The organism is Silvania sp. (assembly GCF_051656365.1).
GTDB lineage: Bacteria > Pseudomonadota > Gammaproteobacteria > Enterobacterales > Enterobacteriaceae > Enterobacter > Enterobacter hatchlandensis.
Genome location: NZ_JBOGBT010000103.1, coordinates 22,908 through 37,508, shown reverse-complemented (window position 1 = coordinate 37,508; position 14,601 = coordinate 22,908). Strand labels below are relative to the sequence as shown.

The window sequence follows — 14,601 nt, the reverse complement described above, 5'->3', positions numbered from 1 at the left end:
AGTATGTGTGAACATCACCATGCCGACAGGCATATTTTATGCTCACAGTGCGACATGCTCGTGGCGCTACCCGCGCTCGAGCATGGACACAAAGCGGCATGCCCGCGATGCGGGGCAACGCTGACAACTGAGTGGGATGCGCCGCGGCAGCGTCCTACTGCTTATGCTATTGCCGCGCTGTTCATGCTTCTGCTCTCCAATCTTTTTCCCTTTATCTATATGAAGGTAGGCGGTATCACCAGCGAAGTGAATTTGCTGGAGATACCCGGCGTGATGTTCTCGGAAGATTACGCCAGCCTCGGCACTTTCTTCCTGCTTTTTGTCCAGATTGTCCCGGCGTTCTGCCTGCTGGTGATTTTGCTGCTGGTGAACCGCGTGCAAATGCCCGTGGCGATGAAAATCAGACTGGCGCGGATCCTGTTCCAGCTGAAAAGCTGGGGAATGGCGGAGATCTTTCTGGCCGGGATTCTGGTGAGCTTTGTGAAGCTGATGGCCTACGGCGATGTCGGTGTAGGCAGCAGCTTTATCCCCTGGTGTCTATACTGCGTCCTGCAATTACGCGCGTTTCAGTGTGTGGATCGCCGCTGGGCATGGGACGATATCGCTCCCGCGCCTGCGCTGGCGCAGCCCCTTAAGGCGGGCGTGCCGGGGATAAACCAGAATCTGCGACTGTGCTCCTGCTGTACCGCCATTCTTCCGGCCGACCAGGAGGTTTGCCCGCGCTGCGAGACCAAAGGGCACGTGCGGCGCAAAAACAGCGTGCAGTGGACCATGGCGCTGCTGATTACCTCCATCATTCTCTACCTTCCCGCCAATATCCTGCCGATCATGATCACTGACTTGCTGGGCGACAAAATGCCGTCGACGATCATGGCTGGGGTCGTCCTGCTCTGGGGAGAAGGATCTTATCCGGTGGCGCTGGTGATTTTTATCGCCAGTATCATGGTACCCACGCTCAAAATGATCGCTATTGCCTGGCTGTGCTGGGATGCCAAAGGGCACGGCAAGCGCGACAGCGAGCGTATGCATCTGATTTATGAAGTGGTTGAGTTTGTCGGACGCTGGTCAATGATTGACGTGTTTGTGATTGCGGTCCTCTCTGCGCTGGTGCGCATGGGCGGCTTAATGAGTATTTATCCCGCCATCGGAGCGGTGATGTTTGCGTTGGTCGTTGTTATGACAATGTTTGCGGCCATGACCTTTGATCCACGTTTATCGTGGGATCGTGAGCCCGAGTCGAGCCATGAGGAAGAGTATAAGCATGGAAAATAAGAGTGGAGAGGCGAAAGTGCAGAAGGTCAAAAACTGGTCGCCGGTGTGGATCTTCCCCATCGTGACCGCGCTGATCGGCGCATGGATCCTGTTTTATCACTACAGCCATCAGGGGCCGGAAGTGACGCTGATCACCACCAACGCCGAGGGGATTGAAGGGGGCAAAACGACCATCAAGAGCCGCAGTGTGGATGTGGGTGTGGTAGAGAGTGCGACCCTGACCGACGATCTGACACATGTAGAAATCAAAGCCCGTCTGAACGCCGGGATGGAAAAACTCCTGCACGGCGATTCCGTCTTCTGGGTGGTCAAACCGCAGGTGGGGCGTGAAGGGATAAGCGGACTGGGGACGCTGCTTTCCGGGGCCTACATCGAGCTGCAGCCGGGGGCAAAAGGCAGTCAGCCGGGGCAATATCAGCTGCTGGACTCACCGCCGCTGGCACCGCCGGATGCAAAGGGGATCCGCGTGATCCTCGACAGTAAAAAAGCCGGTCAGTTAAGCCCGGGTGACCCGGTACTGTTCCGTGGCTATCGCGTCGGCTCAGTGGAAACCAGCACCTTCGATACGCAAAAACGCGCCATCAGCTACCAGCTGTTTATCAACGCGCCTAACGATCGCCTGGTGACTGGCAACGTTCGCTTCTGGAAAGACAGCGGCATCGCCGTTGACTTAACCTCTGCGGGGATGCGCGTTGAGATGGGGTCACTTTCCACGCTGTTCGGCGGGGGTGTCAGCTTCGACGTTCCGGAAGGGATGGATCTGGGGCAGCCTGTGGCGCAGAAGACTGCGTTCCGCCTGTATGACGACCAGAAGAGTATCCAGGATTCGCTCTACACCGACCATATCGACTACCTGATGTTCTTTAAAGATTCTGTCCGCGGCCTACAGCCGGGGGCGCCGGTGGAATTCCGCGGCATTCGCCTTGGGACCGTTGGCAAAGTACCGTTCTTCGCGCCGGGCATGCGTCAGGTGCTGGATGACGATTACCGTATCCCGGTGCTTATCCGTATCGAACCTGAGCGTCTGATAAATCAGGTTGGCGATACGCCGGACATTGCCCAGCATCTCGACGGACTGATGAAGCGCGGCCTGCGCGGATCGCTCAAAACCGGTAACCTGGTGACCGGGGCGCTGTATGTGGATATGGACTTCTTCCCGAAAGAACCGCCGGTGAAACAGCTGCGCGAATTTGGTGGCTATAAAATCATCCCAACGGTGAGCAGCGGTCTGGCGCAAATCCAACAGCGGCTGATGGAAACCCTGGATAAGATCAACGGCCTGCCGCTGAACCCGATGATTGAACAGGCGACCCATACGCTCAACGAAAGCCAGGCGACGATGCGCCGTCTGCAGACGACACTGGATAACCTGAACAAGATCACCGCCAACCAGTCGATGCAGAAGCTGCCAGAGGACATGCAGAAAACGCTGCGTGAGCTGAATCGTAGTATGCAGGGCTTCCAGCCAGGCTCTGCCGCGTACAACAAGATGGTGGCGGATATGCAGCGTCTGGATCAGGTTCTGCGTGAACTGCAGCCGGTGCTGAAAACTCTGAACACCAAGAGCAATGCGCTGGTATTCGAAGCGAAAGACAAAAAGGACCCTGAGCCGAAGGGGGCTAAATAATGAAAAAATGGTTAACGATCGCTGCCGCAGTGGTTCTGACCGCCTGTAGCTCTGGCGCAGATAACAAAAGCTATTATCAGCTGCCGGTGGCAACGCAGGCGGGCGGTAAAAGTACGGCCAGCCAGGGGAGCCGTCTGCTGTGGGTTGAACAGGTGGCAGTGCCTGATTATCTGGCGGGCAATGGAGTGGTGTATCAAACCAGCGATGTGCAGTATGTCATCGCCAGTAACAACCTGTGGGCCAGCCCGCTGGATCAGCAGCTGCGCAACACGCTGGTGGCTAATCTCAGCAGCCAGCTTCCGGGATGGGTGGTCGCGTCGCAGCCGCTGGGCAGCGACCAGGATACCCTGAGCGTCAATGTGACCGGCTTCCATGGACGCTATGATGGCAGCGTGGTGGTCAGCGGCGAGTGGCTGCTGAACCATCAGGGCCAACTGATGAAACGGCCTTTCCATCTGGAGATGAAGCAGAAAAACGATGGCTATGATGAAATGGTGAAGGTGCTGGCGCAGGGGTGGGCTCAGGAGTCCACCAGCATTGCCAGAGAGATTTCCCGACTGCCATAAGTAAAATTCATCTTGTCAGGCCGCAATTTGCGTCATGCTAATTGCGGCTTTTTTTGGTTTGTGGTCAGGTCGTTACTTGTGCCGCGTCACAATTTTTGTACAAATGAACTTCTGCGTAGCTCACAAATATGACGCTGGTATGAATTTTCTACATTGACGATAAGCGGAATTCAGGGTATTCGTTATCTGTGATTGCATGTTTTGTAATCATTGTTTTCTTTTCCACCAGATCAAAGAATGAGGGAAACGAGGCATGAAGAGACAGAAACGAGATCGCCTGGAAAGGGCTCATCAACGTGGTTATCAAGCTGGCATCGCCGGACGTTCTAAAGAAATGTGTCCCTATCAGACCTTGAATCAAAGGTCATACTGGTTAGGGGGCTGGCGAGAAGCCATCGGAGACAGGGCAGTAATTGCTTGATAGCGTCTCTTTAAAAAAAGAAACCTCCGCAGTGCGGAGGTTTCGCTGTTTTATGCTTGTGTAAAAGCAAACATTAGAATGCAGACGTATCCTGGAACAGACCGACTTTCAGGTCGGTTGCGGAGTAGATCAGACGCCCGTCGACCAGCACTTCGCCATCCGCCAGACCCATGATCAAGCGACGGTTAACAATACGTTTGAAGTGAATACGGTAGGTAACTTTTTTAGCGGTTGGCAGAACCTGACCGGTGAATTTCACTTCACCCACGCCCAGTGCACGGCCTTTACCTTCACCGCCCAGCCAGCCGAGGTAGAAACCAACCAGTTGCCACATTGCGTCCAGACCCAGGCAGCCTGGCATCACCGGATCGCCAATGAAATGGCAACCAAAGAACCACTGGTCCGGGTTGATATCGAGTTCTGCTTCTACGTAACCCTTATCGAAGTTGCCGCCGGTTTCCGTCATCTTAACGACACGGTCCATCATCAGCATGTTCGGGGCCGGTAACTGTGGGCCTTTAGCGCCAAACAGTTCACCGCGACCAGAGGCAAGAAGATCTTCTTTAGTATAGGATTCGCGTTTATCTACCATGTTCTCAGTAAGCCTTATTTTAGTGAAGGACGCAGGATAGCTAACACGTGTACGCTGAACAAGTCCGATCAGTTAGGACTGAACCAGTTCAACCAGCGTAACGGCCAGGGATAACGGTGGCGTGCATCCTGCTGCGTTGCCTGAGCAATGCGTTCCTGAATCGTGTGCATCAACGTTGTCTGCCCTTCGACATCCCACTCCAGGTTTGTCAGTAAGGGTAGCGCGTCTGCAATTTCTTCGATGGCCCACAGGCTGAATTGTTCCTCTTCGACGGCGGTCAGCAGTGCCTGGCTAAGGCTGAGATGACGCACGTTGGCGACAGGAATAATCACGCCCTGTTTGCCGTTCAGACCACGCTGCTGGCAAACGTTAAAAAAGCCTTCGATCTTTTCATTCAGACCGCCTACCGGCTGAGCACGACCAAACTGATCGACAGAACCGGTAATGGCAATACTCTGGTTGATGGGGACGTCAGCCAGCGCACTGATCACGGCACACAGCTCCGCCATTGAGGCACTGTCGCCATCGACTTCGCTATAGGACTGCTCAAAGGTCAGCGAAGCAGTGAAGGGGATCTGCTGCTCAAGCTGCAGTTCCGCCATCAGGTAAGCCTGCATGATCATCATGCCTTTGGCATGAATGTTCCCGCCGAGCTCTGCTTTACGCTCGACATCAATAAATTCGCCGTCACCGATATGCACCACGCAGCTGATTCGCGATGGCTCGCCAAAGGCGCGCGGATGACCCGGAAACTCAATCACTGACAGGGCGTTAATCTGGCCGACGCGTTCGCCTTCGGTTTCAACCAGAATTTGCTCCAGCAGGATTTCGTCCTGCATACGGTCGGCAAGGTAACCTTCACGCCATTCACGCTGAATCAGCATCTGTGCCAGCTGCTCGCCGCTAAAGATGTTGTCTTCGGTCAGCGCGGCGACTTCTCGCAGCTGTTTGCCGAGCCAGAGCGGACACAGCGGCAAGGTTTCCTGGTCGCCGGTGTAGCGAACCGCTTCACGGATCAGAGCAGGCCAGGCATCGACAGCAGGCGAGGGGAGCTCAGCACGTTCGCTGACGGCGTTGACCCACTGCATCCACTGCAGCATATCGTCGGCATCGGCAATCTGTACGCTGTCTTCAAATTCGCTGTAAACCACCTGAGCGGATAGCTCTGGCTCCATCTCCTGGAAATCAGCCAGCGCTTCACGATCGCCGATCAGCACCACTTTCAGTGACAGCGGCATAGACGGCACCGCGACCGGGAGCGGACGCGACTCGTCAAACGCGACCCAGTCAAAGCGCTGCTGGTTTACGCAATTCTTCAGACGCATCCACAACAAAGGTTGAGCAAGCAGGGTGCGCAGAGACACGATCAACACACCGCCGTTCGCCTGATGGATAAGGCCAGGATCCAGGGTTAACTCACCGTTAAACTGGCGCAGGCACCCGAACAGCTGTTCGGCTTCTGCCCAACCAGCCGAGACGACGCTACCGGTTACCGCAAAACGTCCGTCGGCAAGCGTGGCGGGTTCAAAGGTGACAGTGCGTCCGTTGATCGCATATTCACCACCAAAGACTGCCTGAGCGTCTGGCTGCAACTGCCGAATGGCATCTGCCAGAAGACTCAGATACTCCGCTTCGTCTGGCGCTTTCAGCAACATAAAAGGTGAAGTTGCCCATGGACTTAATACCTGCTCCATCGCGTAATGCAAACGCGGCTGTGTATCGCTGAGTAAGTATTCGGATTCTTTCGCGAGATCTGGCTGTGCAAACAGTTCCTGATAGCTATCTGTATCCGGAACCAGGTCACGCCATGCAAGTTTCGTAATGGTCAAAGTTGATGTTTTTTAGTCAGATGTAAAACGATGGAGTATACCGTAAGGCGCAGGCTCTGCCCATGAGGTAATCGGAGATTACCGTGACGAATGCGTCACTGGCGGTCACAGGATATGATTTCTTTTCAGCAGATTGCCAAAAAACTGATATTCTGAACACAGTTACACGGTCACATTGGGATCGCAATGAAATACCAACAACTGGAAAACCTCGAAAGCGGCTGGAAATGGAAGTATCTGGTCAAGAAACACCGTGAAGGGGAATTGATCACGTGCTACCTCGAAGCCAGTGCAGCAAATAATGCTGTAGATTTATTGCTAACCCTCGAAAATGATCCGGTTCAGGTCAACAGCTGGATAGAAAAACACATTAATCCAGCGCTGCTGAACCGCATGAAGCAGACTATTCGCGCGAGGCGAAAACGGCATTTTAATGCTGAGCATCAGCATACCCGCAAAAAGTCGATCGACCTGGAATATATGGTCTGGCAACGGCTGGCAGGGCTGGCCCAACGGCGTGGGAAAACGTTATCAGAAACGATAGTGCAACTTATAGAAGATGCAGAGCATAAAGAGAAGTACGCCAGTCAGATGTCGTCGCTGAAAACCGATCTTGAGGCCATGCTGGGCAAAAAGTAACGTTATCTCTTTCTTACAGGCAATAAAAAACCCCGCACAGGCGGGGTTTTTTTTAAGACGATAACTTATGCCGCTGGCTGAGTTACAACGTCTTTGATGCCTTTAACTTCGATCTCTACGCGACGATCTGGGCCCAGGCATTCGATCAGCGCTGGACGCGCCTTCACGTTGTCACAGGTGTTGCCAGTAACTGGGTTAGATTCGCCCATACCACGTGCGGAGATCTTGTTGCTTGGGATACCTTTAGAGATCAGGTAATCAACAACAGACTGTGCACGTTTCTCGGACAGACCCTGGTTGTAAGCGTCAGAACCGATACGGTCGGTGAAGCCCAGAACCACAACAGAACCGTCTTTCGGATCCAGGTTGCTCAGCTGAGAGTACATCTGATCCAGTGCCTGCTGACCTTCTGGTTTCAGAGTCGCTTTGTTGAAGTTGAACAGAACGTCAGACTTCAGAGTGAAGTGCTTGGTCTGTACTTCTGGAGCTGGAGCCGGAGCTGGAGCAACAACTGGTGCTACATCTTCCTGCTGGCCGAAACGGTAGGAAACACCCACGCTCAGCAGACCGTTGTCTGGACGGGTACCCACGGTGTTTGCATCACCGATGTTGCTGGTCCACTGGTATTCCAGACGGGTAGCGATGTCACGAGTTACCGCATATTCTAAGCCGCCAGCAAATACTGGGGATACGCCGGTGTCGTGATCTTTGAAGGATGCGCCGCCAGGAGTGTTAGCTTTAGCATCAGCACGCCAAACCATACCACCCAGACGAGTGTAGATGTCCAGTTGGTCATTGATTGGGTAACCCAGTTTAGCGGTCAGCTGAACGCCCTGAGCTTTGAATGCGCCATTGATGTTGTCGCCTTTGTACGGCATACGGCCTAACCAGTCGTAGCCCATTTCGAAGCCAACGTACGGGTTAACCTGGTAGCCACCAAACGCACCAGCACCAAGCTGATTTTCGTGGGTTGGACCGTTATTGTTGATAAAACCAGTATCGTGGAACTGAGACCAGCCCAGTTTAGCACCAGTATACCAGGTGTTATCTTTCGGAGCGGCCTGCGCTACGGTAGCGAAACCTGCCAGTGCCACTGCAATCGCGATAGCTGTCTTTTTCATTTTTGCGCCTCGTTATCATCCAAAAATCGCCATGAGAATCTCAATGAGAGTCACGGTTAAATCCTTCACCGGGGGGCGGGGACAAAGAGTAAACCTACCGATATCTTCGGCTTAGGCCGAGCACCCCTGGCGATGTAAAGTCTACAACGTACCTGAAAACTTACAAGTGTGAACTCCGTCAGGCATATGAAAAAAAAAGTTTTATATACACAATATTTAACATTTATCGTGTCGATTCGCGCATGCTAAACTGAAAGAAGCCGCACCAGACAAGCCTTGTCGATACTTTTACGCATGGAACCAAAGGTGTACAACCCTTGCAAAATAAATTCCAGGAAAACTCCTATTTTTACTCAATGATACAAATTAGAGTGAATTTTTAGCCCAGACAGGTGTCCGTAACCCTGCGTATCCACCCTAACGGGACGCATAATGAACCCCAGCGCATTCCCTTCTTCTGCTGCCTCGGCCAGGCAATGTTGTTCCGCCTCGGTTAATTCTTCAGTACACCAGCCGATCACAACGCTGTAATTCCCGGTACGTAAGGCTCTAACCATCGAGTTCACAGTATGGCATGGCGCCATCTGGCTTATCTGCATCACTTTTGTCAGCGGCAGGCCCGCGGACTGCACCCATTGGCGGCTGAGTTTCTGCTGTGGCGTAAGCCACAGCTGCCAGCGAGACTGCTGGCCGAGTTGCTGCAACAGAGGCAGCAATAACAGCTGCGTCATCATGGGCTGGTCTTCACGGTATAGCACTTCACTGATCAGCCCGGTGGAAACACGCGCAGTAGAATTGTGCGTGCTATTGCCTGCGGAAGAAGCGAAAGATGTAGAACGATTTGCGTAGCCTGAAGAGAACATAATCGACCCAGCCCTGTAGTTACTGTATGGATATACAGTAACCCCTGTGCGGCCAAAGATCAACCTCATTTTCGGAAAGCGCCTCGCAAATTTGGTTCAATTATCAGGCACATTGAAAAATCATCTTGCTGTTCGATCGTAAGTTGCCTATTTTCCTGATATCGGATCCGTTAACAAAAGATGACAACATTACTCCATGATTTAAAAAGGAAATATCATGAAAAAGATCTCTTATGAACGGATTTATCAGTCTACGAAATACCTTTTACCGCTCGGCGATGTGCAGCATCGCGCATTGTTTGGTGGCTATACCCTGGCAGTAGATAACACGGTTTTTGCGATGGTGTCAGACGGCGAATTGTACCTGCGAGCCAGTGAAGAGAGCGCGCAGTACTGTGTCAAAAATGCGACCACCTTCTTAACGCTGGTCAAACGGGGTCGCCCGGTCCTGTTAAATTATTTCCGTGTGGATGAAGGACTCTGGCAGGATCAGGAGCGGTTTCTGCAACTCTCTTCTTTTGCCCTTGAGGCGGCGCGGCGTGAACGCAGCCAGCGTTACAAGGTGCATCGGCTGAAAGATTTACCCAATCTCACCTTCCAACTGGAGATCCTGCTTTATGACGCCGGCATTACTGATGAAGAGACACTCCGCACGCTGGGGGCAGAGCAATGCTGGCTAAAAATAAGGGCGCTTAACAAGCGCCTCAGTTATAAGGTGCTGTTTGCACTGGAAGGGGCAATCGTAGGTCTGCATGAAGCGGCGCTCCCGGAGATCAGACGCCGGGAGCTGCTCACGTGGTTCAAAACTCAACCTCTCACCAACGACATTCATTCCGGCAGTTGATTAACGTGCTGTTGTAAACGACATATCTCTGGCAGCAACGCAATAAGCAGGCCGATTTGCTGTAGAACCAGCTGGGCTTTGTTCTCGGCTTCCGGCTCTAGATGTGAAATGCGTTGCGCCAGTTCAGCTAAAGCCTGTTGCACGCGCGGTTCATCTGCGGGCCGCTGGTGAAGGGCATCATCAACGTAGCACACTGCATCATCCAGCAAGGTTAAGATCGTCGGACTGGTAAGCTGTTCACGGTGCGCACCCAACGCCGAGATATAACTGGTAAAAGTATGATTCAGACACAGCAGGCGGAAGGCAATCTCACGGGTTTGCTCCGTCGCGCGGGGTTCCCGCGACATATTCGATACCACTGACGCCAGTTCTGCATCGCGATTATGCGCATCACGGCGGGCAATACGGTAGGCCAGACGGTTATCACGGCCCTGGTGATACTGCTCCAGAATGGCATCGAGATAGCGACAGTTGGCGTTGATCGCATTATCCAGCACCCGCGGCAGATTACGAAAACGCCAGTCTGGCCAGATGAAACTCACCGCCGCCCATGCGATGGCGCAGCCAATCAGCGTATCAATGATGCGCGGCAGCGCGACTTCGAAACCTTCGCCGAGCAGGTTGAAGCACAGTAAAACCAGCAGAGTAATAAACATGGTGGCGTGCGCGTACTGTACGTTGCGAAACGCGAAGAACAGCACCCCGGTGATAACAATAAGGATCAGCTGGCCTTCCAGCGCGGGGACAAAATAGAGGATGGGTAGCCCAAGCGCAACCCCGGCGAGGGTACCGAGAATGCGCAAAGCCAGGCGATGGCGAGTGGCATTGTAGTTGGGCTGACAAACGAACAGGCTGGTCAGCAAAATCCAGTAGCCATGGTTTAGACCGGTTATCTGTATAAAGGCATAGCCGACACAGAGCACCACCGACATGCGTACCGCATGGCGAAAGAGGGCGGACTCCGGCGTAAAGTTGCGGCTTAAGCGCAGCCACATATCGCTGAAACCGTGCAGGCTGTCGTCTGCAAGCTGGTTTTCAGCCTCGTTGCCCGGCATGGCCATCGCCTGCTCTGATTCGATGGTGGCGAGCTGGGCATCGATAGCGCGCAGATTGCTTAACAGATACCCCAGCGCTTTCATCTGTTCGGCAGAGGTTCCGCTGGCATGAACGCGATCGAGGGCGGCATCAAGGTGGCTGAACGCCCGTTCGAAACGAAGATCGTGCTGATAGGGGGTGCGCAGCAGTATTGAGTGTGAGAGCTGCTGACAGGCCTGAGCCTGCATCGAGAGCAGCCGCTGAAAGCGAAACATCACATCGCTGTAGCGAAATTTTTCCCGCAGGCTGGCGTACTGAATATGCGAGGAGCTGGCGCGCTCATGAATATCCTGCGCGACAAAATAGTAGTGCAAGGTTCTGCGGGTGCCGCGCTGACCGCGGTCACCGCGTAACCGCGTAAGCAGCGAGGCTTTAGTCTGGTTTAACGTGGTGACCAGTTGGCCATTCGCCAGCGCCAGCTCATACAGCGGTGCCTGTCCATCATCCTCAATATCCGGGTCGAACAGCCGGGACTTTAACTCCAGATAATGGGCCAGCTGCTCATAGCTGCGCGCCAGATTGTCCTGCAAAGGACGAATGGGGAAAATAAGATGCCCGGCCAGGGTGAGCAGGTTATACCAGACAGCGCCAACCAACAGCAGCAGCGGCTGGTGATACCACTGGTCGTAAAGCGAAACGCCCAGCATGGTATAGATAGCAATCAGCAGCGCACCAAAAGCGATGGTGGCGTAACGTTGACCCAGCCCTCCCAGCAATATAAAGACGCTGGTGGAGAGCATCAGACCGAGGGCGAACAGCCAGGGCCAGGGAAAGAGTAATTCAACCGAAGCCGAAGCAATAAAGAAGCAGATCAGGGTGATGACCAGATTACGCAGCCGACCGGCGAGACGATCGTCCAGATCGGCTAGCGCCCCGGCAACCACGCCCAGCGTCAGCGGGATGGTCAGCTTGACCTCACCTAAACACCAGGGCAGGGCGGTGCTGCCGCAAAGAGCAATAAAAATCCTGACGTTATACAGCCAGGTGCTGTTCCAAGTGTAGCGGCGTAGCAGTGGGCTTAGCATGAGCGCACTCGGTCCTTGTTACGTTACGGAAAACGACGGCGGGCGTTGGCGTCCCGCGCGGCGCGGGCGACTTCAACAGGGACCACTCTGCGCCCCACAGGCCACAGGGCAATGGCGGCAATCTTGAAATTAGCGATCCCAACGGGGATACCGATTATCGTCAGGCACTGTGCAATACCTGCCACAATATGCATCAGACACAGCCACCAGCCGAAAACGATCAGCCACGCTATATTGAGCAGCGTTCCGCCGGTGTTCAGCAGCGCGCTTTTGCTGTCGGGCTCCAGCTCGTCGACGTGGATCGCATCGTTACCGTAAGGCACCAGCGAGAGTTTGGTGATTTCCCAGCAGGAGCGCGTCAGCGGCAGGGTGAAGATCAGCACAATGCTGACCAGCGTCGCCACCAGCCAGGCAAGGGTGGTGGCAAAACCACCAAGAACAAAATTCAAAATATTCAGAACGGTACGCATAACACCTCGGTTCTTTCCGTTTTGTTTAAGGCTCGATGATTGTAACGGTTTTTTGCGCTGGAGCACCTGAAAACTGGCAGTTAAACTGTCAGGTAACTTCTCACGTCGTGGATCGGGCTGGACATGGAACTGAAAGCAACTTCGTTAGGCAAACGCCTGGCACAACATCCGTACGACAAAGTCGTTCTGCTCAACGCCGGGGTCAAAGTCTCGGGCGAACGGCACGAATATTTGATTCCCTTCAATCAGCTGCTGGCTATTCACTGCAAGCGCGGTCTGGTGTGGGGCGAGCTGGAGTTTGTCCTGCCTGAAGAAAAGGTCGTGCGGCTTCACGGCACCGAATGGGCAGAAACCCAGCGGTTTCATCACCATCTGAACATGCTCTGGCAGCAATGGAGTGCTGAAATGAGTCAGGTTGCGGCGCAGGTTCTGCACAACGTGTTGGATGAGATTGCCGCAAGCCATGAGCAAAACAGTTGGCTCACGCGGGATAAAACCCTGGGGCTGCAGCAAAAAATCGTCAACGCGCTGCAGGCCTTACCGCTGTCGACCTCGCGGCTGGTGGAGTTTGAAAACTGCCGTGAGGCCTGGCGTCAGTGCCAGGCCTGGTTAACCGACATTGATCAAAGCCGACAGGCACACAATCAGGCGTGGACCGACGCCATGCTCAACCAGTATGCCGATTTTTTTGCCGGCATTGAGTCATCGCCGCTTAACCCGGCCCAGGCCCGGGCGGTGGTCAACGGTGAGCGTTCGTTGCTGGTGCTGGCAGGTGCCGGGAGCGGTAAAACTTCGGTGCTGGTGGCGCGCGCGGGCTGGCTTTTGACCCGCAATGAAGCCTCCCCGGAACAGATCCTCCTGCTGGCATTTGGGCGCAAGGCCGCCCAGGAGATGGATGAACGTATCGCGGCGCGACTGCATACTCGCGACATCACCGCCAGAACCTTTCATGCGCTGGCCCTGTACATTATTCAGCAGGGGAGCAAAAAAGTGCCGGTGGTCAGCCAGCTCGAAAATGACACCGAGGCGCGGCAGAAAATTTTTATCGATGCCTGGCAGCAGCAGTGCAGCGAGAAAAAAGCCCAGGCCAAAGGCTGGCGCCAGTGGCTGGAAGAGGAGCTCAACTGGACGGTGCCGGAGGGCAGCTTCTGGCAAAACGATAAGCTCGCGCGCCGACTGGCACCGCGTCTGGATCGTTGGGTGAGCCTGATGCGTATGCATGGCGGTGCGCAGGCGGAGATGATTGCCGGTGCGCCGGAGGAGATCCGCGCCCTGTTTTCAAAACGGGTGAAGCTGATGGCCCCCCTGTTAAAAGCGTGGAAAACCGCTCTTAAAGAGGAAAATGCGGTCGATTTTTCCGGATTGATCCATCAGGCGATCAACATTCTTGAGAAAGGCCGTTTTGTCAGCCCGTGGAAACACATCCTGGTGGATGAGTTTCAGGATATCTCTCCCCAGCGCGCGGCGCTGCTGGCGGCACTGCGGGCGCAAAATAAGTATACCACGCTGTTTGCCGTGGGCGATGACTGGCAGGCGATCTATCGCTTTAGCGGGGCGCAGTTGTCGTTGACTACCGCGTTCCATCATTACTTTGGCGAAGGCGATCGTTGCGACCTCGATACCACGTACCGCTTCAATCACCGGATCGGTGAAGTTGCCAACCGCTTTATTCAGCAGAACCCGAACCAGCTGGCAAAACCGCTGAACAGCCTGTCCGTTGGCGACAAAAAAGCGGTGACGCTGCTGGCAGACGATCAGCTTGATGCGTTACTGGATAAGCTGAGTGGTTATGCTAAACCTGATGAACGTATTCTGGTGCTGGCGCGTTATCACCACCTTAAGCCGGCCAGCCTGGCGAAAGCCGCCACTCGCTGGCCGAAGCTGCAACTGGATTTTATGACCATTCACGCCAGCAAAGGACAGCAGGCGGACTATGTGATTGTGGTGGGTCTGCAGGAAGGCAGCGACGCATTCCCTGCACCCGCGCGCGAATCGGTCATGGAGCAGGCGTTACTGCCCGCGGTGGAAGATTTTCCGGATGCTGAGGAGCGGCGTTTGCTATACGTGGCGATGACCCGTGCGCGTCATCGCGTCTGGCTGTTGTTCAATAAAGAGCAGCCGTCGGCGTTTGTTGAGGTGTTGAAAAATATCGATGTGCCGCTGACGCGCAAACCGTAAACAACCCGGCCGTACAAGGTCAGGTAGCAGGCCGGGCAGGCGAAGACGCCACCCGGCAA

13 protein-coding genes are annotated in these 14,601 nt (G+C 54.3%); 7 read left to right on the top strand and 6 right to left on the bottom strand.

Annotated elements, in window-relative coordinates:
• The first annotated feature begins 3 nt into the window (after nucleotides 1-3).
• From pqiA to rmf, 4 genes are all read left to right on the top strand, one after another.
• Entirely contained in the window at nucleotides 4-1,272 is a 1,269-nt protein-coding gene (gene pqiA / locus ACRDD5_RS20215; RefSeq protein ID WP_271281870.1) for a membrane integrity-associated transporter subunit PqiA, read from the top strand.
• The gene (gene pqiB, locus ACRDD5_RS20210) at nucleotides 1,262-2,899 is read left to right on the top strand and encodes an intermembrane transport protein PqiB (RefSeq protein WP_271281869.1); all 1,638 of its coding nucleotides are present in this window, start codon (nucleotides 1,262-1,264) and stop codon (nucleotides 2,897-2,899) included. Before pqiA ends, pqiB begins: the two co-directional genes overlap by 11 nt.
• On the top strand, nucleotides 2,899-3,465 hold the full coding sequence (gene pqiC, locus ACRDD5_RS20205) for a membrane integrity-associated transporter subunit PqiC (RefSeq protein ID WP_271281868.1): 567 nt from the start codon (nucleotides 2,899-2,901) through the stop codon (nucleotides 3,463-3,465). Before pqiB ends, pqiC begins: the two co-directional genes overlap by 1 nt.
• Nucleotides 3,466-3,718: 253 nt before the next feature.
• Entirely contained in the window at nucleotides 3,719-3,886 is a 168-nt protein-coding gene (gene rmf, locus ACRDD5_RS20200) for a ribosome modulation factor (RefSeq protein ID WP_271269455.1), read from the top strand.
• A gap of 73 nt (nucleotides 3,887-3,959) precedes the next feature.
• Here rmf and fabA read toward each other — a convergent pair whose 3' ends face one another.
• Nucleotides 3,960-4,478, bottom strand: coding sequence for a bifunctional 3-hydroxydecanoyl-ACP dehydratase/trans-2-decenoyl-ACP isomerase (fabA, locus tag ACRDD5_RS20195; protein ID WP_271281867.1), 519 nt, complete (start codon nucleotides 4,476-4,478; stop codon nucleotides 3,960-3,962).
• Between the two features lie 68 nt (nucleotides 4,479-4,546).
• Nucleotides 4,547-6,307 carry an AAA family ATPase gene (locus tag ACRDD5_RS20190; protein WP_438677796.1) on the bottom strand — a complete coding sequence of 587 codons (1,761 nt, stop codon included), beginning with the start codon at nucleotides 6,305-6,307 and terminating at the stop codon, nucleotides 4,547-4,549.
• Nucleotides 6,308-6,493: 186 nt separating this feature from the next.
• Here ACRDD5_RS20190 and matP point away from each other — a divergent pair, with 186 nt between their 5' ends.
• Nucleotides 6,494-6,946: a macrodomain Ter protein MatP gene (gene matP / locus ACRDD5_RS20185; protein ID WP_271281865.1), complete on the top strand. Its 453-nt coding sequence runs from the start codon at nucleotides 6,494-6,496 to the stop codon at nucleotides 6,944-6,946.
• 65 nt (nucleotides 6,947-7,011) lie between these two features.
• On the opposite strand, the gene ompA is transcribed toward matP, so the two are convergent.
• A complete protein-coding gene (ompA, locus tag ACRDD5_RS20180; RefSeq protein WP_438677795.1) occupies nucleotides 7,012-8,067 on the bottom strand; it encodes a porin OmpA in 1,056 nt (351 codons plus the stop codon).
• Nucleotides 8,068-8,420: 353 nt separating this feature from the next.
• Nucleotides 8,421-8,930: an SOS-induced cell division inhibitor SulA gene (sulA, locus tag ACRDD5_RS20175; RefSeq protein WP_438677794.1), complete on the bottom strand. Its 510-nt coding sequence runs from the start codon at nucleotides 8,928-8,930 to the stop codon at nucleotides 8,421-8,423.
• A 217-nt stretch (nucleotides 8,931-9,147) separates the two neighbouring features.
• On the opposite strand from sulA, the gene ACRDD5_RS20170 reads away from it, so the two are divergent.
• Nucleotides 9,148-9,774, top strand: coding sequence for a TfoX/Sxy family DNA transformation protein (locus ACRDD5_RS20170; RefSeq protein WP_438677793.1), 627 nt, complete (start codon nucleotides 9,148-9,150; stop codon nucleotides 9,772-9,774).
• Here the strand turns inward: ACRDD5_RS20170 and yccS are convergent.
• A complete protein-coding gene (gene yccS / locus ACRDD5_RS20165; protein ID WP_438677792.1) occupies nucleotides 9,759-11,894 on the bottom strand; it encodes a YccS family putative transporter in 2,136 nt (711 codons plus the stop codon). The two genes, ACRDD5_RS20170 and yccS, sit on opposite strands and share 16 nt — an antisense overlap.
• Before the next feature lie 23 nt (nucleotides 11,895-11,917).
• Nucleotides 11,918-12,364 carry a YccF domain-containing protein gene (locus ACRDD5_RS20160; protein WP_438677791.1) on the bottom strand — a complete coding sequence of 149 codons (447 nt, stop codon included), beginning with the start codon at nucleotides 12,362-12,364 and terminating at the stop codon, nucleotides 11,918-11,920.
• 123 nt (nucleotides 12,365-12,487) lie between these two features.
• On the opposite strand from ACRDD5_RS20160, the gene helD reads away from it, so the two are divergent.
• Nucleotides 12,488-14,542: a DNA helicase IV gene (helD, locus tag ACRDD5_RS20155; RefSeq protein WP_438677790.1), complete on the top strand. Its 2,055-nt coding sequence runs from the start codon at nucleotides 12,488-12,490 to the stop codon at nucleotides 14,540-14,542.
• The last annotated feature ends 59 nt before the right edge of the window (nucleotides 14,543-14,601 follow it).